This is a genomic window from Nonomuraea rubra (assembly GCF_014207985.1).
GTDB classification, from domain to species: domain Bacteria; phylum Actinomycetota; class Actinomycetes; order Streptosporangiales; family Streptosporangiaceae; genus Nonomuraea; species Nonomuraea rubra.
The window spans coordinates 11,202,190-11,223,302 of record NZ_JACHMI010000001.1; the positions used below are offsets into that span (position 1 = coordinate 11,202,190).

The 21,113-nt window shown below is 69.9% G+C and carries 20 protein-coding genes; 5 read left to right on the plus strand and 15 right to left on the minus strand.

Features of this window, described 5'->3' with window-relative positions:
- The 7 genes from gvpO to HD593_RS51105 form a co-directional block, all read right to left on the minus strand.
- Positions 1-297, minus strand: coding sequence for a gas vesicle protein GvpO (gene gvpO / locus HD593_RS51075; RefSeq protein WP_312904338.1), 297 nt, complete (start codon positions 295-297; stop codon positions 1-3).
- A gap of 2 nt (positions 298-299) precedes the next feature.
- Positions 300-515: a gas vesicle protein GvpG gene (locus HD593_RS51080; RefSeq protein ID WP_312904339.1), complete on the minus strand. Its 216-nt coding sequence runs from the start codon at positions 513-515 to the stop codon at positions 300-302.
- Between the two features lie 23 nt (positions 516-538).
- Positions 539-1,342, minus strand: coding sequence for a GvpL/GvpF family gas vesicle protein (locus tag HD593_RS51085; protein WP_185110102.1), 804 nt, complete (start codon positions 1,340-1,342; stop codon positions 539-541).
- 2 nt (positions 1,343-1,344) lie between these two features.
- Entirely contained in the window at positions 1,345-1,815 is a 471-nt protein-coding gene (gvpJ, locus tag HD593_RS51090) for a gas vesicle protein GvpJ (protein WP_185110103.1), read from the minus strand.
- Between the two features lie 141 nt (positions 1,816-1,956).
- A complete protein-coding gene (locus HD593_RS51095; RefSeq protein ID WP_185110104.1) occupies positions 1,957-2,961 on the minus strand; it encodes a LacI family DNA-binding transcriptional regulator in 1,005 nt (334 codons plus the stop codon).
- Positions 2,958-5,729 carry a glycoside hydrolase family 3 protein gene (locus HD593_RS51100; protein ID WP_185110105.1) on the minus strand — a complete coding sequence of 924 codons (2,772 nt, stop codon included), beginning with the start codon at positions 5,727-5,729 and terminating at the stop codon, positions 2,958-2,960. Before HD593_RS51100 ends, HD593_RS51095 begins: the two co-directional genes overlap by 4 nt.
- Before the next feature lie 98 nt (positions 5,730-5,827).
- A complete protein-coding gene (locus HD593_RS51105) occupies positions 5,828-7,039 on the minus strand; it encodes an ROK family transcriptional regulator (protein WP_185110106.1) in 1,212 nt (403 codons plus the stop codon).
- A gap of 180 nt (positions 7,040-7,219) precedes the next feature.
- Here HD593_RS51105 and HD593_RS51110 point away from each other — a divergent pair, with 180 nt between their 5' ends.
- The 4 genes from HD593_RS51110 (at position 7,220) to HD593_RS51125 (ending at position 11,846) form a co-directional block, all read left to right on the plus strand.
- Entirely contained in the window at positions 7,220-8,854 is a 1,635-nt protein-coding gene (locus HD593_RS51110; RefSeq protein ID WP_246547185.1) for an extracellular solute-binding protein, read from the plus strand.
- Between the two features lie 19 nt (positions 8,855-8,873).
- Positions 8,874-9,863 carry an ABC transporter permease gene (locus HD593_RS51115; RefSeq protein WP_312904340.1) on the plus strand — a complete coding sequence of 330 codons (990 nt, stop codon included), beginning with the start codon at positions 8,874-8,876 and terminating at the stop codon, positions 9,861-9,863.
- Entirely contained in the window at positions 9,860-10,771 is a 912-nt protein-coding gene (locus HD593_RS51120) for a carbohydrate ABC transporter permease (RefSeq protein ID WP_185110108.1), read from the plus strand. The genes HD593_RS51115 and HD593_RS51120 overlap by 4 nt, the downstream gene beginning before the upstream one ends.
- Positions 10,772-11,450: 679 nt before the next feature.
- A complete protein-coding gene (locus tag HD593_RS51125) occupies positions 11,451-11,846 on the plus strand; it encodes an SMI1/KNR4 family protein (protein ID WP_185110109.1) in 396 nt (131 codons plus the stop codon).
- 145 nt (positions 11,847-11,991) lie between these two features.
- Here HD593_RS51125 and HD593_RS51130 read toward each other — a convergent pair whose 3' ends face one another.
- From HD593_RS51130 to HD593_RS51160, 7 genes are all read right to left on the minus strand, one after another.
- On the minus strand, positions 11,992-12,510 hold the full coding sequence (locus HD593_RS51130) for a type II toxin-antitoxin system RelE family toxin (protein ID WP_185110110.1): 519 nt from the start codon (positions 12,508-12,510) through the stop codon (positions 11,992-11,994).
- Positions 12,511-12,513: 3 nt separating this feature from the next.
- Positions 12,514-12,822 carry a type II toxin-antitoxin system prevent-host-death family antitoxin gene (locus HD593_RS51135; protein ID WP_185110111.1) on the minus strand — a complete coding sequence of 103 codons (309 nt, stop codon included), beginning with the start codon at positions 12,820-12,822 and terminating at the stop codon, positions 12,514-12,516.
- Positions 12,823-12,901: 79 nt separating this feature from the next.
- Positions 12,902-14,011: an acetamidase/formamidase family protein gene (locus HD593_RS51140; RefSeq protein WP_185110112.1), complete on the minus strand. Its 1,110-nt coding sequence runs from the start codon at positions 14,009-14,011 to the stop codon at positions 12,902-12,904.
- A gap of 88 nt (positions 14,012-14,099) precedes the next feature.
- Entirely contained in the window at positions 14,100-14,555 is a 456-nt protein-coding gene (locus HD593_RS51145) for a hypothetical protein (RefSeq protein WP_185110113.1), read from the minus strand.
- On the minus strand, positions 14,531-15,049 hold the full coding sequence (locus tag HD593_RS51150; RefSeq protein WP_185110114.1) for a VOC family protein: 519 nt from the start codon (positions 15,047-15,049) through the stop codon (positions 14,531-14,533). The genes HD593_RS51145 and HD593_RS51150 overlap by 25 nt, the downstream gene beginning before the upstream one ends.
- 415 nt (positions 15,050-15,464) lie before the next feature.
- Entirely contained in the window at positions 15,465-16,880 is a 1,416-nt protein-coding gene (locus HD593_RS51155; RefSeq protein ID WP_185110115.1) for a hypothetical protein, read from the minus strand.
- Positions 16,881-16,972: 92 nt separating this feature from the next.
- Positions 16,973-19,642, minus strand: coding sequence for a cellulose binding domain-containing protein (locus HD593_RS51160; protein WP_185110116.1), 2,670 nt, complete (start codon positions 19,640-19,642; stop codon positions 16,973-16,975).
- Between the two features lie 185 nt (positions 19,643-19,827).
- Here HD593_RS51160 and HD593_RS51165 point away from each other — a divergent pair, with 185 nt between their 5' ends.
- On the plus strand, positions 19,828-20,598 hold the full coding sequence (locus tag HD593_RS51165; RefSeq protein ID WP_185110117.1) for an SDR family NAD(P)-dependent oxidoreductase: 771 nt from the start codon (positions 19,828-19,830) through the stop codon (positions 20,596-20,598).
- On the opposite strand, the gene HD593_RS51170 is transcribed toward HD593_RS51165, so the two are convergent.
- Positions 20,533-21,057, minus strand: coding sequence for a DoxX family protein (locus HD593_RS51170; protein WP_312904341.1), 525 nt, complete (start codon positions 21,055-21,057; stop codon positions 20,533-20,535). The two genes, HD593_RS51165 and HD593_RS51170, sit on opposite strands and share 66 nt — an antisense overlap.
- Between the last annotated feature and the right edge of the window lie 56 nt (positions 21,058-21,113).

Below are 21,113 nucleotides of genomic sequence, written 5' to 3' on the forward strand. Positions count from 1 at the left end.
TCACAACGCCTCGCCCGTGTCAGCGTTCGACCGCTTGTACCGTCGTAGCCTCCGATAGGACAGCAATCTTCCCTCCTCATCGATCTGAGCCTGGTAAATGGCGAGGATGTCGCCGGATGAGGGGATTCGCCGGTCCTCGATGATCTCGATGTTGACCAGCCAGCCTTCTTCGGCCGGTTGCACCGAGGTGATGCCCTCGACCTCCTTCGTGGTGAGCTCGGCGATGTGACGCAGGCCGACCGCGCCGGCCGTCACGGCGTTCAGCTCTTCCGTTTCTGTCTGTTCCCTGGTGGCCACCGTCACCTCCCTGTCGCCTGCCGCAGAATGCTTTCGACGGCTTCGCGCTCCTCCTCCTCGGAGATCGTCCCGGCCTGCCTGGCCGCCTCGATCTCCTCCAGCCGCCTCCGCACCGCGGCGGGGTTGCGCAGCTCTCGGTCGATCTGTTCCTGGATCAGCTCGCCCAGCCGCATCAGACCGCGTACGGGTGCCAGCGGCCAGGTGAATATGCTGCTCACCAGGCCCACGAGTGCTCACCTCCCTACGCCTGGGCGATGACGAAGTCGTACGGCGCCATCGGGCCGAGCAGCCGCAGGTCCACGCGGCCCGCCCAGCGTTCGCCGAACTCCCGCAACGCCCGTTCCAGGCCCTTCTGGTCGTCGACCTCGGCGAGCAGGGCCACGTGCACGGCGTCCCATTCGTGGGACGGGTCCCGCAGCGACGCCTGGGTGTAGTGCCCTGACAGGCCGTCGAGCAGCATGCGGGTGTCCAGGTCGCGCTTGGCCTCGATCGAGGCCGTGATGATCTCGCCGAGCCTGATGCGCTCGTTCCTCGTGGCGTCCTCCGACTTGCCCCTGATGGTCTCCCTCAGGCTTTGCGCCTCCGGGCTCTCGGCGAGAATCTCGGTGAGCACGACCTGCTCGACGTAGCGGCCCTTGACGACGTACTCGGCCAGGCCCCTGAGCTCGCCGAGGGCTGCGAGGAAGTCGTCGTGGTGCGGTTCGAGCAGCTCCTGAACCACGGCGTCCGCGTTGGTGAGCACCGCGCCGAACCGGAACGGGAGCACCGGCCCCCTGGCCACCGCGGTGTCGAGCACTCCCTCGTGAGCCAGGAAGTCGCCGGGCCGGCCCAGGGGCTCGTCCACGTTGACGTCGCTCACGACGGCCGCGATCTCGCCGTGCTTGACGAGCTTGACCTTGCCTGCCGGGTCGCCCAGCCCCTGCTGGCCGGAGGCCAGCCGGGTGTCGGCGGGCACGATGCCGTAGACGTAGCAGCCCAGGTTCTGGCTCTTGCGCGTGCCCTGCTTGGGCACGGAGGCTCCGGAGACCTTCGTCGAGCGTCCCATGCTCACCCTTCCTCTCGCTTCGGCCGGATCTTCCGCTTGGGCGGCCCGGACTCGCGCTCCACCGTCATCTCCGGCCGCTCGGCGGCACGCTCGGCTTCGGCCGCGGGGTCACGCTTCTTCTCCGTAAGCTCGTGCAGCGCGTCGCCCGCGCTCTCCACCACGCCCTGGATGACCTCCTTGGTGGTGTCCTGGCTCGGGGCGCCCTTGGCGTCCTTGATGACGTCGGGCAGGCCCTTCTCGCTCTTGCTCATGTCGAGCCTGTTGGCTGCCTCGGCGAAACGCAGGTAGGTGTCGACGCTGGCCACGACGACGCGGGCATCGATGGTAAGGATCTCGATCCCCACGAGAGACACCCGGACGTAGGCGTCGATCACGAGGCCCTTGTCCAGGATCGAGTCGATCACGTCGGCCAGGCCCGTGGGACCGCCCCGTCCGCCCACTTGACCGGCTGCCGCCGGTTGCACAGATGTCATGTGGTTCCCCCCTTACCCCAGCGAGCGTGCCCGGGAAAAAGGACAGGGAACCACATAGAGCTAAAAACCCGACAGATTTGACATACGTAGAGGGATCAGGTGATGACGAGCCGTAATTTTGAACGGCCGGAGAGTTTGGGCTCAGGTGCTGGCGCGGACGGCCAGGAGGGGCGTCAGGAGGGTGGAGTCGGGCACCGTACGGCCCTCCAGCTTCTCCATCACCAGCCGGACCGCCTCCCTGCCCACCTCCTCGGCCGGGATCAACACGGACGTGAGCGGCGGGCCGGCCCGCTCGGCCACGTCGTCGGGGCAGATCGCCACCACCGCCACGTCGTCCGGCACCCGGCGGCCGAGCTGGCGCAGCGCGGCCAGCACGTGGCTCACCGCGGCCTCGTTGTGCACGACGAGGCCGGACAGGCCCGGGCGGTCGAGCAGCAGGTCGCGCACCGTCTCGTACACCTCGTCGAACGTCTCCTCGCAGGGCAGCGCTATCCCCTTGAGCCCGTGCCCGTCCAGCGCCTCCACGAACCCCTCCCGGGTCCGGGTGGCGAAGCCGGTGCCCCGGTCGTACACCACCGAAGGGGCCCCGAGCAGCGCGATCTCCTCGTGCCCCCGTTCGGCCAGGTGCTCGACGCAGCGCGCGCCCGCGGCGGCGAAGTCGAGGTCCACGCAGGTCAGCCCGGCCGGCTCGGCGGGAAAGCCGATGAGCACGCTCGGCTCGGCCAGCTCGCGCAGCAGCGGCACCCTGCGGTCGTCCAGCTCCACGTCCATCAGCACCAGCGCGTCCACCAGCGCGCTGGCGGCCACCCGGCGGATGCCCTCCGTGCCCTCGTCGGCGGTCAGCAGCAGCACGTCGTGGTCGAAGCGGCGGGCGGCCGTGACGACCGCGCTGGCGAAGCGCATCAGCACCGGCACGTGCATGCCCGCGCGCAGCGGCAGCACCAGCGCGATCACGTTCGAGCGCTTGCTGGCCAGGGCGCGGGCGCCCGCGTTGGGGTGGTAGCCGAGCGCGCTGATGCTGTCGAGCACCCGCCGCCTGGTGTCGGCCGAGATCGTCCGCTTGCCGCTGAGCACGTACGAGACCGTGCTCACGGCCACGCCCGCGTGCTTGGCGACCTGGGCGATCGTGACCGTGCGCCCGCTCAAGCCCCGGCTCCTAAGTCCACCCCGGTCAGGGTCACGCCCTCGTTCTCGAACACCACGTAGAGATCGTGCACCCCGTCCACGCCCTGGAGCGAGGCCGTGATGGGGTGATGGTCGTACCGCTCGGTCCTGGGCACCGGGAACGCGGCCACCGGCCTGCCGTAGAGCGGGTCGCCGAGCCGGACGGTGATCATGCCGCCCTCGGTGCTGCCCGCCGTGGCCACGCACGTCGCCGCATCGGTCAGGTCCACCTGGCGGAACAGGATCCACGCCCCCTCCGCGCCGGAGCGCACCGCGTCGCCGTCCTGCCTGGTCTCGTCCACGAACGTGATCGCGTCGTACTCGTCGTGGTCGGCGGCGCGCAGCAGCCCCGACTGGGGCGGGACGACCTCGCCCTCGACCTCGAAGCAGGCGCTCAGCCGCAGGTCGGTGGCGCTTCGGCCGGCCATGAGCCGGTGCGGCGCGCGCTCCACGACGAACCTGCCCCTGGTGACGTCCCAGAACGCCAGGTCCGCGACCGGCAGCCGGAGCCCGACGGTACGGCTCTCGCCCGGCTCCAGGCGCACCTTCTCGAACCCGCGCAGGCGGCGCAGCGGCTGCTTGACCCGCGAGCGCTGCTGGTGGGTGTAGAACTGCACGACCTCGACGCCGGCGCGCGGGCCCGTGTTCGTCACCGTGACCTCCGCCTCCAGCACCTCGCCCGCCAGGCGGACGCGCAGGTCCGCGTAGTCGAACGTGGTGTAGCTGAGACCGTGGCCGAACGGGTGCAGGGGCACGCCGCGGAAGTACTGGTAGGTGGCGTCGGAGGCGATGATGTCGTAGTCGAGCAGGTCGGGCAGCTCCTGCTCGGAGCGGTACCAGGTCTGGGTGAGGCGGCCCTCGGGGTCGGCGTCGCCGAACAGCACCTCCGCCAGGGCGTGGCCGTACTCCTGGCCGCCGTGCGCCGACCAGAGCACGGCGGGCAGCTCGCCCTCGGTCCAGGTGAGCGGGTAGCCGCTGGTGATGACCATGACCGTGCGCGGGTTCGCCTTGCGTACGGCGCGGACCACGGCATCCTGGGCGGAGGCCAGGGCCAGCGTCATGCGGTCCTCGGTCTCGCGGCCGTTCACCAGCGGGTGGTCGCCGACCACCACGACCGCCACGTCGGCCTCGGCGGCCAGGCGGGCGGCCTCGTCGGTGCCGCTCCTGACCACGTCCATGGCCAGCCAGGCGGCCTGGTCGGCGTCGTCCACCAGGCTCAGCACGCCGTCTTCGGCCACGCCGACGTAGCAGCCGGTCGAGATGTGGCGCAGGGCGAGCGTGCCGCGCGGGCGCTCCTCCATGCGGAACGTCTGGCGCACCTCCCACCCGTTCGGCCCCGGCTGGTCGTTGACCAGCGTCGTCCCGTCCACCGACACGAACCGGCCGGTGGTCACGGCCCGCAGCGCGTACGCGCCGCCGCCCCAGTCGAACAGGTCGAACAGCCCCTGCTCGGCGGCCCCCGCGCGCAGCGGGCCGCCGGCGGGGTCGGCCGCGACCGGCCCCGCGTCGGCGGTCAGCGTCACCCGGTCCACGGCCTCGCAGAACGTGGTCTCGCACCGCTCGGCCAGCCCCGCGCGGGCGGTGACCGCGTACGGCAGGGTGCCGCTGTACCAGTCCTCCATGAGCGTGTCGCCGAGCTGCCCGATCACCGCGATCCGCGTCACGTCCCGCAGCGGGAGCAGGCCGTCGTTCTCCAGCAGCACGAACGAGCGCCGCGCCGCCTCCCTGGCCAGCGCCTGGTGCTCGGGGCAGTTGACCACGTTGTCGTTGATCTCGTCGTACGGCGTCGCCGGGTCGAACTCGCCCAGCCGGAACCGGATCGACAACGTGTGCCGCACGGCCGCGTCGACGTCCTCCTCGGCCAGCAGCCCCCGCGCGAGCGCGTCCCGCAGGTGGCCGAGGGTGGCCTCGGTGCGGTCGTCGTCCTGGGTGAAGCTGTCGAGGCCCGCCTTGACCGCGTGCGCGTACGCCTCGGGCAGCGAGTCGTGGTAGCCCTGCAGCGCGGTGAGGTTGCCGGGCGCGTACGCGTCGCTGACCACCAGCAGGTCGTCCGGCGCCCAGGCACGCAGGGCCCGCGCGATCAGCGGGCTGAGGTGCGCGGGGCGGCCGTTGACCAGGTTGTACGACGGCATCACGGCCACCGCCGCGCCCGACTCGATGGGCCCGCGGAAGGCCGGCAGCTCGTACTCGTGCAGCACCCGGGGCGGCAGGTTGCTGGAGGTGGTGCAGCGGTCGGTCTCGTTGTTGTAGGCCAGGAAGTGCTTGAGCGTCGGGGCCGTCTTCAGAACTTCGGGAGCGCTCCCACGAAGCCCGGACGCGTAGGCGGTGGCCATGACCGAGGTCAGCCACGGATCTTCGGAGTACCCCTCCTCGTTCCGCCCCCACCGCGGGTCGCGCAGCGGGTTCACCACGGGCGCCCACACGTTGAGCCCCGCCCCGGCGGGGTCCTTGTGGTGGAAGGCCAGCACCTCGTCACTCGTCGCCTCGCCGACCCGGCGGACCAGGTCGCGGTCCCAGGTCGAGGCCAGCCCGATGGCCTGCGGGAAGACGGTGGCGGGGCCGAGCCAGGCCAGGCCGTGCAGCGCCTCGGTGCCCGTGCGGAACGCGCCGAGCCCCAGCCGCTCCACCGGCGCCTGGTACTGGTGCAGCAGGCCCACCTTCTCGTCGAGCGTGAGCCTGCTCATCAGGTCGTCGATCCGGTCTCGAAGCGGGGCCGCTGGGTCGCGGAAGGGGGGTTGTTGCATGATCATCCCTCTGAGAGTGTCGAAGCGCTTCGACGACCGGCCTGGGGAAGTTACGCGGACATTTCGGTGGGTTGACTGAAGGGTGCACGTCCCCGTGACCAAGGTCAAGGGATTCGCGACAATCCTCCCGGCAATCTTCCCGAATCGACGGAGTCGAGCACCCTGGCCGCACCGCCGAGCGCGGCCGCGTCGTACCCCAGCGTCGAGGCCACGACCTGCAGCCCTCCGGCCTCGGCGGCGATCACGCGGGAGCCGACCTCCTCGTGCACGCCGGGCAGCAGCCACGGCGCCAGCGGCACGTAGTAACCGCCGAGGATCACCACCTCGGGGTTGAGCAGGTTCGCCAGGATCGCCACGCCCCTGCCCAGGCTCCTGCCCACCTCGCCCAGCGTGCCGAGGGTGCCGGCGTCACCGGCGCGCGCCAGGCGTACAACCTCCTCGATCTCGATCTGGATCTCCGCCGGGGACGGGTCCCTGCGCAGCACGGCGCCGATGCCGGCCATGGCCTCCAGGCAGCCGCGCCGGCCGCAGCGGCAGACGGGGCCCTCCGGGTCGAGCTGCACGTGACCGATCTCGCCGCTGTAGCCGCGCCCGCCGCGCCGCAGCCGCCCGTCGAGGATGACGCCGGCGCCCACGCCCAGCTCGCCGGTGAGATAGACCAGGTCGGACGCGCCCGCGTGCGCGCCGAAGCGCTGCTCGGCCAGGGCGCCGAGGTTGGCGTCGTTGTCGACCTGGATGGGGAAGCCGGGGTCGCGCAGCGCCTTGGCCAGGTCGCCCCCGATGTCGGCGTCGTGCCAGCCGAGGTTGGGCGCGATGCGTACGATGCCCTGCACGTCGATCAGCCCCGGCAGGGCCACGGCCAGGCCGAGCACCTGGCGCTCCTCCCTGGCCATGCGGCTGACCACGCGCCTGATGATCGCGCCGACGCCCGCCACGCCCTGATTGACCGACTCGCCCCCCGAGAACGAGCGCCGCCACGTCAGCAGCCGCTCCCCCGCCAGGTCGGTGGCCACCGCCGACACGGTGTCGACGTTGATCTCCACGCCGATGGCGGCGTACGGGGAGCCGTCGAGCACGAGCATCGTGGCCGGCCTGCCGACGCGGTTCTCCGTGAGCCCGGTCTCGCGTACCAGCCGGCGGTCGATGAGGTCGGCGACCAGGCTGGAGACCGTCGCCTTGTTCAGCCCGGTGGAGGCCGCGATGTCGGCGCGCGAGCACGGCGCGTGCTCGCGTACGAACCGCAGCACGACCGCGAGATTGGTGGCCCGTACGTCGGCGAAGTCGGCCGGCTGAGGGCCGGTCGTAGAAGTGATCAATATCAGCCCCGTTCCCGCCAAGAGATGACCCCAGCATGCCGCATCGCTGGCTCCCTTCACCAACCTGTGACCACCGCGCTCACTTGTGGCTGCCGTCACAGTCTACTAATTTGTTTGGCCGGAATACCAACTAATTGTAGATAGGCCATCCCCACTCGGAGAAGGGAGCGAGCCATGCCCATGTCCACGACTCGCCGCGGGTTCCTCGGCCTGGTCGGTGCGAGCGTTCTGGTGGCTGGTTGCGCCGAGAAGAAACAGGTGTCCAAGGGCACGGCCGTGGCGGCCGACAAGCTCAAGAGCCTGGTCCCCACCAGGATCCCGTTCGACATCCCCGGGCTCAAGCCCGACCTGCCCGGCAGCGAGTTCGTCCAGGCCGGCTTCCTGACCCGCCCCGCCCAGATGGTGCAGGCCGTCACCACCCCGCCGCTCACCAGCGGCAAGGAGGTGACCGCGATGACGCCGCTGTGGGGGACGGTGCCGCCCGGCCTCGGCGACAACTCCTACTTCGAGGAGGTCAACAAGCGCCTCGGGGGCACGGTCCGCTTCAACATCTCCGACGGCAACACCTACGGGCAGAAGCTCAGCACCGTCCTGGCCAGCGGTGACGTGCCGGAGATGGTCATGGTGCCCGAGTGGGAGCTGGTCAAGATCGGCCACTTCACCGAGGCCGCCAACAAGCTCTTCGCCGACCTGTCGCCCTACCTGGCCGGGGACAAGGCCAAGGAGTTCCCCCTGCTGGCCAACTACGACACCGCCGCCTGGCAGTACGGCGTCTTCGGCAACATCCTCCAGGGCATCCCCTGGCAGAACGACCCGTACCCGTTCGCCACGTTCGTCCGCCAGGACATCATGCAGGAGCTGGGCCTGGAGCACCCCAGGAGCGCGGACGACCTGACCACGCTCGGCAAGGCCATCACCGACGCCAAGAAGAAGCGCTGGGCATTCGGCGGCGGCCTGGAGCAGGAGATGCAGCGCGCGTTCGGCGCTCCGCGCGAATGGCGCAAGAAGAGCGACGGCACGCTCGTCTACAAGTACGAGACCGAGGAGTGGCTCGCCTCGATCGAGTTCGTCACCAAGCTCTTCGAGGCCGGCTACGTGCACCCCGACATCGTGGCCAACAAGGACGCCGACAACAAGGCCATCTTCGGCAGCGGCGAGATGATCGTCTACCGCGACGGCCTCGGCGCCTGGCACGAGGCCCTCGGCCGCTTCCAGGCCGACAACCCCAAGTTCGACATGCAGATCGTCGACCCGTACCCGGCGCACGCGGGCGGCACGCCCATCATGTGGCGCAACGAGCCCGCCAGCATGTTCGTCTTCATCAAGAAGGGCCTCGGCGACGCCCGCACCCGCGAGCTGCTCGCGCTGTCCAACTGGGCCTCCGGCCCGTTCGGCACGCAGGAGTACGAGCTCTGCTCCAACGGCATCGAGGGCAAGCACTACACGGTCGAGAACGGCAAGGTCAAGCAGACCGCGCTCGGCCGCAAGGAGGTCGCGCCCACCTACCTGTTCCTGTCCGGACGGCCCAACGCGAACGCCATGAGCCAGTACGAGGGCCTCGTCCAGTCCTCGTGGGACTGGCAGACCAAGGCGTCCAAGCTCCTGGAGAACGACCCGTTCGTCGGCATCCGCGTCGAGAAGCCCGCCAAGATGGCCGGCCTGACCACCCCCACCGAGGACAAGATGCAGGAGATCTTCCGCGGCAAGCGCCCGGTCTCCGAATGGTCCAAGATCGTCAAGGAGTGGCAGGAGCAGGGCGGCAACGAGGCGCGCGAGTTCTACATGAAGGTCGCGCGTGAGAACGGCAGGCTCTGAACGTGATCAGGGGTAACCCGTGGGCACGGTGACCACCCGGCGGCGGCGCTCCGCCGGACCCACCGCACCCCCGTCGACCGGCACCAAGCCCAACGACCCGACCTGGCGGGCCAAACTCCGCAGGGACTGGCCGCTGCTGGTGATGAACCTGCCGATGCTGCTGGTCGTCGTGGCCTTCTGGTGGGCCCCGGCGCTCGGCAACGTGATCGCCTTCCAGGACTACAACCCGTACACCGACGGCATCCTCGGCAGCCCGATCATCGGCTTCACGAACTTCGCGCTGCTCTTCGAGGACCCGCAGTTCATCCGCGCCATCACCAACACCCTGTCGATCACCGCCTTCCAGCTCGTCTTCTACTTCCCCGTGCCGATCATGCTGGCGCTGCTGCTCAACAGCATCGTCTCGGCCAGGCTGAGGGCGTTCGTGCAGGGCGTCGTCTACATGCCGTTCTTCTTCTCCTGGGTGCTGGTCATCGCCATCTTCCAGCAGATGTTCGGCGGCGCGGGCCTGCTGGCGCAGACCCTGCGGCAGAACGGCTACGAGGGCGTCGACCTGATGACGAACTCCGACACGTTCATCCTGCTGCTCACCTCCCAGACCATCTGGAAGGACGCCGGCTGGGGCGCGATCATCTTCCTGGCCGCCCTCAGCACCATCGACCCCAACCTGTACGAGGCCGCCGCCGTGGACGGCGCCCGCCGGTGGCGGCGCATGTGGCACATCACCCTGCCCGGCCTGCGCCCCGTGATCGTGCTGCTGCTGATCCTGCGCCTGGGCGACGCCCTGAACGTCGGCTTCGAACAGTTCATGCTGCAACGCAGCGCCGTCGGCAGCGAGGCGTCCGAGGTGTTCGACACGTTCGTGTACTGGTCGGGCATCCGCACCGGGGACCTCGGGTACGGGGCGGCGGCCGGGCTGTTCAAGGGCGTCGTCGGGCTGCTGCTCATCATCGCGGCCAACCGGGTGGCGCACGCGTTCGGCGAACGAGGGGTGTATTCGAGATCATGACCACGCTGACATCGAGAAAGCCCTCCCGGCTGGCACCCTGGGAGGAGCGCCCGTCACCGATCGGCCAGCTCGGCAAGGGCACCCTGCTCACCCTCATCCTCGTCGCCGTACTCGGCCCCCTCTACACCATCGTCCTGACCAGCCTGAGCTCCTCCGCCACCGTCACCCGCGCGGGCGGGCTCGTCCTGGTGCCGGACGGGATCACGTTCGAGGCGTACCGGCAGATCTTCTCCGACACGGTCGTCAGCCGGGCCGTGCTCGTCAGCACCGGGGTCACCGTCGTCGGGACGCTGATCAGTGCCGGGGTGAGCATCCTGGGGGCGTACTCGCTGTCGCGCCCCGGCTCCTTCCTGCACCGGCCGCTGCTGTTCAGCGTGCTGCTGATGTTCGTGTTCTTTCCCGGGATCATTCCCGTGTATCTGATGGTGAGCGGGCTGGGGCTGAAGGACAGCTACTGGTCGCTGATCCTGCCGACGGCCGTGTCCGCGTTCAACGTGGTGGTGCTGCGGTCGTTCTTCATGAACATCCCGCAGGAGATCCTGGACAGCGCCCGGATCGACGGGGCCGGGGAGTTTCGCATCCTGTTCCGCATCGTGCTGCCGATGTCGAAGGCGGTCACGGCTGTGGTGGCGATGTTCTATGCGGTCGGGTACTGGAACGCCTGGTTCAACGCGATGCTGTACATGGACGACACCCGGAAGTGGCCGCTGGCCCTGATCCTGCGCCAGTACGTGGTGGACTCCAATCCCCTGCCGGCGGCCACAGCCGGCGTAACGGGAGACGCCCCGCCCACCCTTGCGATCAAAATGGCCATCGTGGTGATCGCCGTCATCCCCGCCCTCATCATGTACCCGTTGGTCCAGCGCCACTTCACCAAGGGCGTGATCGTGGGCGCCATCAAGGGCTGAACTGCCCATCGGGGTGGTTTCCCGTTGGAGCCCGCCCCGAATGGTCCTCGCCTTCGGCTCGGGCTGTGTTCGTCCGGGTCTCGTGGCTCCCGCCATGAGACCCGGGGCGAGAGGGCTTTCCAGCCCTCTCGCGCTCTCCCGGCCCTGGGCCGCACTCCAGGCGCGGCTTCGAGATCCCGAGCGCGCCGAGAGGCAGGGCGATCATGAGGCGATATGTGGGCCCCCGTGTCTTTCGCGTATCTGGTCCGGCGAGAGCCTCGGGCACCATCAGATCGACGGGGATGCCCTGGCGGTTGAGCCACGCTCCGGGTGGTCCACTGATTGGGGCACAATAGAACCTCACGCGAACCCTGGACCGTTCCAGTCGAGGTTCGTCCTCCATGATTCTCGGGCCGAGCGCGAGGTCGCTGTCCTTCGTCGCGTGCGGAACAAGGGAGTTTTCCGAACAGCTTTGTCCGGGCGTGATGGTTAGAGGGCGGTGGCGAGGCTGTCGCCTCGCCCTTCGCGGCATTCGTGCTCGGGCCTTGAGCATTTACCCCTGTGGTCGTGACCGCTACAGCTTGTGAAGCGTGTCCTGGCGGCCGCCCCTCATGACCGCAGGAACATATGAGATATTCGCTGACGTTGGTGGGCGGCTGGGAGATGAGCCACCGTCTGGACGCAAGTACCGGGACAGCGAGTGGAAGTAGACGAGGCCCAGATTCAGGATGTCGAACAGCAGTTGGGCGTCCAGTTTCCCGACGACTACCGGGGGTTCCTGATTACCGAGGGGGCCGCGGGGCGGCTCGTCGAGTCGGTCGAGGGCTACCTGATGTTGCAGCCGTTGGGGGAGCTCGTGGCGTCCAACGCGGCGGGAGAGATTCAGACGCGCTTTCCTGGTGCAGTGGCGATCGGGGGTGACGGAAGCAGGGAGTTGCTGGTGTATGACTTCAGGAAGGATCCGCCGCCGCTTTTACTACTGGATGTCACCGCAGAGAACTGGCAGCAAGGCGTTTATCAGGCTGGGTCCTTCTCCGAACTCTTGCGTTTGTTCCCTGAGCGTGGCTGGGACTGGGGCCCACCGGAGGACTGCTAGATCGCCTCACAGGAGGCTAAGAGCTCGCGCTGGCATGGCTGCCGTAGGGCCGACAGGAGGAACATCGATTCAAGTTTCGTCGCGTCCTCTCGCCCAGGACGCCCTTACCGCCTTGACGGTCGTGAGCGGGCCTGACGAGCGATTACTAGCGCGCCTTCGATCGGTACTCAGCCCACAGATCAACCGCCTCCTGGAGATCGAGGGCAGCAACCTCCTCATGAGCCATTCCCACCGTGTAGATCAACCGATCCGCCAGCCAATCCGGAACAGGCTCTCTGGGAGGCTCCTTCTGCACCTGAATGCGAGCGGTCAGCGCGCCGAGCCGCTCGATCACCTGTTGCAGCCGGACGACTTCGGGACGGTCAGCGCCTGCCCGTCGAACCCTCGCCGTCGCCTCCGCGTGAACGTCGGCACCGGCACGCTCCCCAACGGCCCAGATCTCACAGATCTCGAGCGACTTGTCCTCGGTGATGCGGTAGACGACGCGCCAGGTGTTGCGACCGACCACGAGTTTCCGGTAGCCGGTCAGCTCCCCGCCCAGCGGGTGGCCCGCCTCGGGACTGTCCAGCAGGAGAAGGATCTCCTTGAGTACCTTGGGCGCCGCGTCGGGGCCAACACGCCGGAGGTCATCGACCGCTGGCAGCGTGAAGACGACGTCAGACACGGCTCACTCGTCGTCCGGGAGAGCGGCCAACGATTCGCGCGTGTGCCCGAAAGCTGCCAACACCTCATCGAGCGAGACTCGTTCACCCGTGTCCGTAAGCGATCGAGCAAGCACGAGCGCCAAGTCACGCAGATCGGTCGCCGCCTCCTCCAACTCGTTGAGCCGACGGATGCTCACCACGGCTGCCACCGGTTGATGCCGACGGGTGACCACGAGATCGGTCCCCTGTTCCGCGTCGGCCACCAGACGGGCGACCCCTCGCTGGGCGGCCTCCGTGACGCTGAGTTCAGTAGCGTCGTGCAGAGCAGTCATGAAGCAACTATACATCTTTCTGTGCAGAGCATGGCTCCGCTCTGTCACGAGGCGTGTACAGGGATAATCGAATCCCTCGTCATCCCGTGAAGATGTCCTCCGGGAGGAAGGCCGAGACCAGGAAACTCGGCACGTCGACGAGCTGACTCACCTTGAGGTCCACCGCGACGCTGCAGATCGCGTACGCCTGCTGCGCACTCCACCCCCGCTCCCCCAGATGCGAGATCATCTCCAGCAACGCGTTGCGGGCCGCCAGCGTCGCGTCCTCGGCCGCCACCTCGCCGTCGCGGCTCACCGACATCCCGGTGGTGGCGTAGAAGCGGCGCGGGGCCGCGTACGCGGGTGCCACCCAGTAGTCCGAGCGCGTGAAGCGGGGGCTCCGGATGCCCTTGGCCGCCGCCTCGCCGGGGTGCAGGGCGAACCGTACGCGCAGCGTCGCGCGCATCTCGATGGCCGTGCCGCAGGCCTCCGAGTCGCCCTGGGCGAAGTGGGCGTCCCCGGCGGAGAAGAGGGCGCCCGGGGTGTCCACCGGGATGTACAGGCGGGTGCCTGCGCCGAGCTGCTTGATGTCCACGTTGCCTGCCTGCTCGCGCGGCGGGATCGTGCGCAGGCCGGTCGGGCCGACAGCGGTGGGGACGGCGCCGTCGGGGGATGGGGGCAGGACGAAGCCGCCGCGTTCGAGGGCGGCCTGCTCGCGGGCGGTGATCCTGGACAGGGAGGCGTGGCCGGGCGAGAGGCCGATCGTGCCCATGAACGGGGCCGCCGGGATGCGTACGCCCGGCAGGTCGTCCGAGGTGGCCCAGCCGTCCGCGAGGTGCCAGCGGACGATGAACGGGTCGGGGAACGCGTCACGGAGGAAGCCGAAGCCGGGCACCTGCACCGTGTAGCCGTAGGTGTCCGGGACGATCTCCACGATCTCGATCTCCAGGAGGTCACCCGGCTGTGCTCCCTCCACGTGGACGGGGCCGGTGAGCGGGTGGACGACGTCGAGGTCGGGGGCCTCGACCGTCTTCAGCGTGGCCTCCGGTCCCATCTGGCCGTCGAAGGCGTCCCTGGTCTCCATGACGACCTCGTCGCCGGGGGCGCAGTGCACGACGGGCGGGATGTCCGGGTGCCAGCGGTTGTGGCCGGTGCCCGGTTCGTCGCGGAGCGGGAGGACGGGGTCGATGCGGATCTCGTGTACGGCCATGGCGGGCCCCTCGGGTCGAGCGTGTGAGCGTCACGCTTCGCCCGCCGATCGCCTCTGTCAAGACCGCGGCGTCCGGGAGGGGCCGCGGTCAGGATCGCAGTAGCTCGTAGGCCACGTACGCGGTGATCCCGTACGCCAGGTGCGGGACGGCGTCCGAGATCCAGGCGGAGGGCGGCCACTCGCGCGGGTCCGTGGTGCCGAGTGCGGTCAGCGGAGCGTTCGAGCCGGTCATGGCGAGTGCCGTCAGCGCCGACACCCCCACCGGCCACGGCAGGCGCCTGCCCGGTGGTGCGAGCAGGCCGTAGCAGAGGGCCGCGCCGGCACCCGTGACGTAACCGAGGAGCGAGCCCAGGGCCTCCTTGCGGTTCTCGGCCTGCTCGCCGTCTCCGAGGCTGACGTCCGTCAGGTCGGTCAGCCTCTCCACGGCTTGCTGCGGGGTGCTGCTGGCGCCGCGCGCCCGGATCGCCATGTCGAGATAAGTGGCGATATTGAGCGCGCTGGTGCCTGCCGCCCCCGCGATCAGGCTCTTGACGACTGTGTGCATGTGGGGCTGCTACCCGCGAGGTCGCTACGCAGGCCCCAGGTCCGCAGGAACTGCGGCCGCTGCGAGACGTCCACGAGCTCGACGCGGAGGCCGAGGGCGGGCAGGCGGTGGTAGGTGAAGGGGCGGCCGTACGGGCGGGCGTCGAAGTCGAGCGGGAAGCCCTGCTCCTCCAGGGTCCTCACCGCGTCGTCGAGCTCCCCCGCCCAGTAGCCGACGTGGTCGCAGCGAGGCCCCGGGCCCGGGTCCCACGGGCTGCCCGGCGAGCCTTCGATCAGCTCGGTGAGCAGCGGGCCGTCACGGGAGAACACGATGCGGTACCGCCAGGTGCCGAGCCTGCCGTCGCGTACCTCGTTCCAGGCCAGACCCGTGGCCCGGGTGAGGTCGCGCATGGCGCGTGCGAGGTCCGGGACGACGAAGCCGACGTGGTACGGGGCCTCGCCGACCGTCCGGCACGGGAGCAACGGCCATCCCGTGCCGCTCGGGTCATGGGGCATGGGGAGCACGTTAGGGCGGGTGGGACGGCGGGGACCAATAGCGGTCGTTGAGAGCGCCCATCAGGATCTCGATGGGGCGGGTGAACACGTCAGCGGTTGCGTCAGGACCCGCGACGGCCCCGCGTGAGGGCGGGCGACCAGGACCAGCTCACCCTCCGGATCGCCGCCTGGGGCGCCGTCTCGCTGATGGCCGCCGCCGGCGCCGCCTGCTGGCCCACAAGGCCGGCACCGCGGGGCTCCATCGCCCTGGCCTCCGCGACCGGCCTGGCCGGGCACGTGCTCGCCAAGGCGCCCAAGGGCGTGAAGTACGGCAGGACGGTGGCCGAGCTCAGAAGGGCGGGACCACCAACCCCGTCATGGCCGACATGGCCGGCAAGATCATCAATGCTCTCGGCAGGTGAGCCGGGAGCACCGGTCACCTGGAGAGCTGCAGCGACAGGCGCAGGAGGCGCGCGCTCTCCGTGCCGAGGAGGGGGCCGGCCGCGTGGATCAGGGCCTCCAGCTCGGTGCGCACCTCCGGCGGGCAGGCCCGGGGGTAGGCGGTGACCGAGTCCGTGCGGCACCAGATGGTCAGGTCGCCGCGGGCCCGCGCCCGCAGCTTCTCGTCCGGGTCGCGCAGCAGGAGCAGGTCCGCCTTGACGCGGCTCCAGGCGTCGCGGGCGGCGAGCAGCCGGTGCGCCGCCTGGCGGACGTGACGGGGGCGCTCCGCCCGCACGCGGGGCCTGGGATGGCGGAGGTACGGCAGGACGAGGGCGGCGTCGTCCCGCGTGCCGCAGTCTCCGAGCCCGGCCAGCAAGCCGCGCGTCACCTGCCTGCTCTCCGGGTCTCCGCCCGTCGCGAGGCGTGCGCGGTAGAGGGCGGCCGGGTCGCCGCCCGCGCGCCGTACGGCCCACTGGGCGGTCAGGCGGACCATGCCGGCGTTGTCGTCCAGGTGGCGGGGTCCGTGCTCGGTGTGGCCGAGGCGGACGAGGGCGGTGAGGGCCTGGACGCGGCCCTGGGCCGAGGCGCCGTCCAGGATCGCCGCGGCCAGCTCCGGGCGGGCGTGCTCGACGGCCTGCGAGGCGAGGGTGCGGGCGCAGCGTGTGCGGGCGAGCTGGTCGGGCTCGTGGAGGGCTGCTCGGGTGAGCATGGCGTGATCGAGCCGGCCCGCCTGGAGGAGCACGTCGTACACGAATCGCCGTGCCTGGGGGTCCTGGAGGGTGACCTGGTCTGTCCGGAGGAGGGCGTTCAGGGTGCCGTCGTCGGCGCGGAGGAGGGCGGCGCGCACGAGGTCCAGGGCCGGGGTGGCGCGGGTGCGGCGGGCCAGCCGCACGGCCATCGGGACGGCGGTCAGCAGCGCCATCAAATCCGCGTTGGCGAGCGCCCCGGCGAGGGCTTTCAAGGCTCGCTCGCGAACGGCGCGGACCCAGTCAGCGGTCCTGATCAGCAGGACGGGCAGGAGAACGGGCTCGGTGCGCATGAGCGGATGCCCGACGACGCGTTCTCGTTCCCGGCCGTTCCAGACGCAGGCGGCCAGGGCGAGAGCGAGAAGCGGGCCGGCGTAGGGCGGAAGATGTTCGTGACGTGCGAGGTCGTGCAGCGTCAACGGCGGATGGCGGCGGCGGGCCGCCAGGTCCACGTCCAGCCAGATCGTCGGCGTCGCCGCCAGCACGTCCATGGCCTTCCTGGCCAGGGCGGCGTCCGTGGCGACGGCGAACAGGGCGGCGGTGAGCTCGCCGGCGGCGGGGCGGCCACGGCTGGTGTCCGCGATCAGGCGGTGGATCGAGTCCATGATCGGCTCGTCGGGCGGGCTCTCATGTCCGTCCGAGCGGAAGTCGCCTTCGTCGATCACGCGGACATCGTTCCATCCGCGGAAGGGCCGGTTCGAGCGAATTTCCCTCAAGCGCCGCCCGCAGCACGGGAGCCGCGGGCGGCGCCGAACCCCTATGCCGGGGTGCAGGTGAGGGTCGCGGGCGGGGTGTTGGTGCCGGTGTAGGTGCCGTTGAAGCCGAACGACGTCGTGGCGCCGGCCGCCAGGTTGCCGTTGTAGCCGGCGTTCACCGCGGTCACGTTCGCCCCCGACTGGGTCTGGGTGGCGCTCCAGATCGTGGTGATCTTCTGGTCACCGGCCCAGGTCCAGGTCACCTTCCAGCCGGTGATGGCGGACGTGCCGGTGTTCTGGACGGAGACCTCGGCCTGGAAGCCGCCCGGCCAGGAGTTGCCGGGCTTGTAGGTGGCCGCGCAGCCGGTCCCGGTGGTCGGGGTCACGGTCGGAGTGACGGTCGGAGTCACGGTGGGGGTGACGGTCGGGGTGACGGTCGGGGTGACGGTGACAGGAGGGCCGGTGCGGTCGCCGTAGATGATGCCGCGGCCGTTCGTGCCCAGGTAGACCCGCCCGTACACCCGCGGGTCCCCCGTCAGCGCCTCGCCCATGTTGCCCCACTGGTGCTTGTCGTCGTTGATGCGCACCCAGCCGGATCCGCCGTCGTCGGAGCGGTACAGGCCGGTGGTGCCGTCGACGGTCGCGACGGCGTAGACGGCCTGGTACGTCGCGCCGGGCGCCGCCTTGCCGAAGCCGACGTTCACGGAGTTCGTCACCCCGGACACCTTGGTGAACGAGGTGCCGCTGTTCGTCGAGTGCCACAGGCCGCCCTCGCCGGCCAGCCACAGGTCGCCCTCGATCCCGGGTACGGCCTTGAACTTGGTGGCGGTCGCGGGCAGGCCCGTGGCGGCGGCGGTGAAGGTGGCGCCGCCGTTGGTGCTGACGTAGAGGCGGCCGCCGCTGAGGCCGTAGAACTTCATCGGGTTCACCCGGTCCGACTCCACGGTGGCCCCGGTGGGCAGGCCGGAGGCGGTCTGCCAGGAGTTGCCGTAGCCGACCGAGTAGACGGGGGTGACGCCCTTGGGCGCCCAGACGAAGCGGGAGCCGTCGGCCGCCGCCGCGACCGTGCCGCCCTCGTCGATCCCGCCGGGCTCGCTGCCCTGGAACCAGTTCGCGCCGCCGTCGGTGGAGAAGGCCACGTGGCTGTCGTTCGGGCGGTCGGCGTCGGTGAAGTTGCCGGCCCTGACCATGATCGAGGGCGACTTCTCGGCGTAGTCGAGGCTGGTGGTGGAGGTGAAGTTCGGCTGGGTGAACATCATGGACGGTACGGCGTCCAGGCTCGTGTGGCGGAAGCCGCCGATGTCGCCGAGGGCGCTGACCAGGGGCGCGCCGCTGGGCGGGCTGATCAGGTCGAGGACGGCCGTCTCCTCCAGGCCCTTGGCCATGGGCTTGATGGTGAACTGGCCGCCGGAGTCCCACAGGCCCAGGTCCTCGGTGCCGTAGATGGTGGCGCCGGTGCCGTACATCATCCGGTTGGAGTCGAACGGGTCGATCTCCAGCGACTCGGTCATCCAGCCGAGCTTGGGGGTGACCTCGGGCGGCTGCGGGTTGGTGCCGAAGGTCAGCCACGGGTTCGCGGAGACGTCCATCTTGTAGCGGAACGAGCGGTTGGGGTAGGAGGTCCAGTCCCACACGCGGGTCCAGGTCGCGCCGGAGTCGGTGGAGCGGAAGAAGATGACGTCCGGCCACCAGGAGATCTGCGTGGCCACCATGATCGTGGCCGGGTCCTGCCGGTCGATGGTCAGGCCGCTGTAGCCGAAGTAGTCGTCGGCGCTGGAGGACGGGATGGGGCTGATCTGGGTCCAGGTGCCGGTGGCGGTGGCGTAGCGCCACACGTCGCCCTTGGCCCCGTCATAGGGGCCGCCGGTGTCGCTGGTGGCGAGGTAGAGGTAGCCGTTGACGGTGTCCAGCACGCCCTTGTGCGCGATGTAGCCGGTGGGCTGCCCGGCCAGCCTGGACCAGGTGGCGCCGCCGTCTGTGGTCCGGTAGACCGTGTTCTCCTTGTCGGCGACGCCCACGTAGATGGTCCTGGTGGCGCTGCCGGCGGTGGACGAGCGCTTGTCGTAGGTCACCCAGACCACGCCGGGCCGGTGGCTGAGGTAGCCGTTGGGGTCGCTGGGGTCCTGGGCGTAGTTGCCGGCGTTGGGGAAGCTGGTGACCTTCGACCAGGTGGCGCCGTAGTCGGTGCTGCGCCACAGGCCGTTGCCGTTGGGCGCGCCGAAGTACAGGACGCGGTTGTCGTTCGGGTCCACCGACAGGGCCTCGCCCATGCCGCGGCCCGGCATGTTGCCGCCCAGCTTGAACGGCAGCGCCGTGGCCTGCCAGGTGTCGCCCTTGTCGGTCGAGCGCAGGATGGCGCCGTTGTTCGGGTCCCAGGAGTTGGTGTACATGCCGACGGCGGCGTACACGCGGTTGGTCTGGACGGGGTCGGTGGCCATGCTGATCACACCGTTGTAGCCCCACTTGTCCCAGCCGACCCAGTCGAGCAGCGGGGTCCAGGACTTGGCGGACTGGTTCCACCGGTACGCGCCGCCGATGTCGGTGCGGGCGTAGATGAGGTTGCGCTCGGTCGGGTTGAAGATGATCCCGGGCACGAACCCGCCGCCGTCGATGCGCACGTTCTTGTACGCGTACGGGTCCGCGGCGACCGCCGAGACCGGCGACATCCGCACCACGGCCGCCACGAGCAGGACGGCGGCGGTCGTGAGCATGACGAATAATCTCTTTCGCATGCGCGGCTCTTCCTTTCCAGGCACGCCGGAAGGCGTCCCAAAGGCGTCAGATGACCGCCATGCACGAGCAGAGTGCACCGACCCTGACCGTCGCCGCGCCTTCGCGCATGAGCTTCACACAGCAGGCTCACACACGCGCGTAACACAGGTCAATAGTTTGGATACACAACCAATTAAGGGGCACCATGACGGGCTTTCCCGAGTTCCGGGCCGACGGAAAGATCGCGCTGGTCACGGGTGCGGCGCGAGGTCTCGGCCGGGCCATCTCGCTGGCGCTGGCCAACGCCGGCGCGGACCTCGCACTGGGCCTGCGGGACGTCGCGGCGGACGGCGGGCTGTCAGGGGAGATCGAGCGGATGGGGCGCGCCGCGCTGCCGTTGCAGATGGACATGACCGTGCCCGGCCAGATCTCCGCGGCGGTCCAGCGGACGCTGGACCGGTTCGGCCGAATCGACATCCTGGTCAACAACGCGGGCATCGCGCCCGGCAACCCGGCCGAGGACGTGACGGAGGCGGACTTCGACCGCACCCTCCAGGTGAACCTGAAGGGCACCTTCCTGGCCAGCCAGGCGGCAGGCCGGGCGATGATCGCACAGGGCCACGGCACCATCGTGAACGTCGGCTCGCAGGCGGGTGAGGTGGCGCTGCCAGGCGAGTCGGTCTACTGCATGACCAAGGCCGCCATCGCCCACCTCACCCGCTGCCTCGCCGTCGAGTGGGGCCCGCACGGCATCACCGTGAACAACGTCGCCCCGACCTTCATCCGCACGCCGGGCACCGCACCGGCCCTGTCGGACCCGGCGTTCGAGGCCGACGTGATCGAGCGGATCGCGGCGCTGCACCGTATCGGCGAGCCGATGGACGTCGCGGGCGCCGTGCTCTTCCTGGCCTCACCGGCCGCTTCCCTGATCACTGGGCACACGCTCGTGATCGACGGCGGCTGGACGGTCCGCTGAGCGGCGCCCGAAGAGCCCGGCACCCCAGAGCGCGATCGCGATGTAGAGGATCTGCTCGGGGACCCGCTGCCACAGCGGCGACCCGACGTCCTCCAGGCCGAGCTCGGCCGCGTTCACGTTCGCCGGCAGCAGCGCCACGAACAGCAGCGCCAGGCAGATCCCGGCGGGCCGGCGGGTGCGCTCCAGCACCAGCCCGGCGGCGCCGGCCAGCTCCAGCACGGCACTCAGGTAGACCATGAGGCCGGGAAACGGGACGAAGGACGGCACCATGGCCACCATGTCGTCGTAGTTGGGCATGAACGTCACGTCGCCGGGGACGAAGTGGGCGCTCGCGGTCATGACGAGCATGACCGCGAGCCCGTGGGCGGCGCTGACCCGCCACGTGTCGAAGCGGCTGACGCCGAGCAGTCCGAGCAGCCGGAACGCCACGGTGGCGACCAGCAGGACGATCACGGTCACGAGAACCTCCGTTGGATAGCTACACTACCTAGCTAAGTACTAGATAACATCGCTAT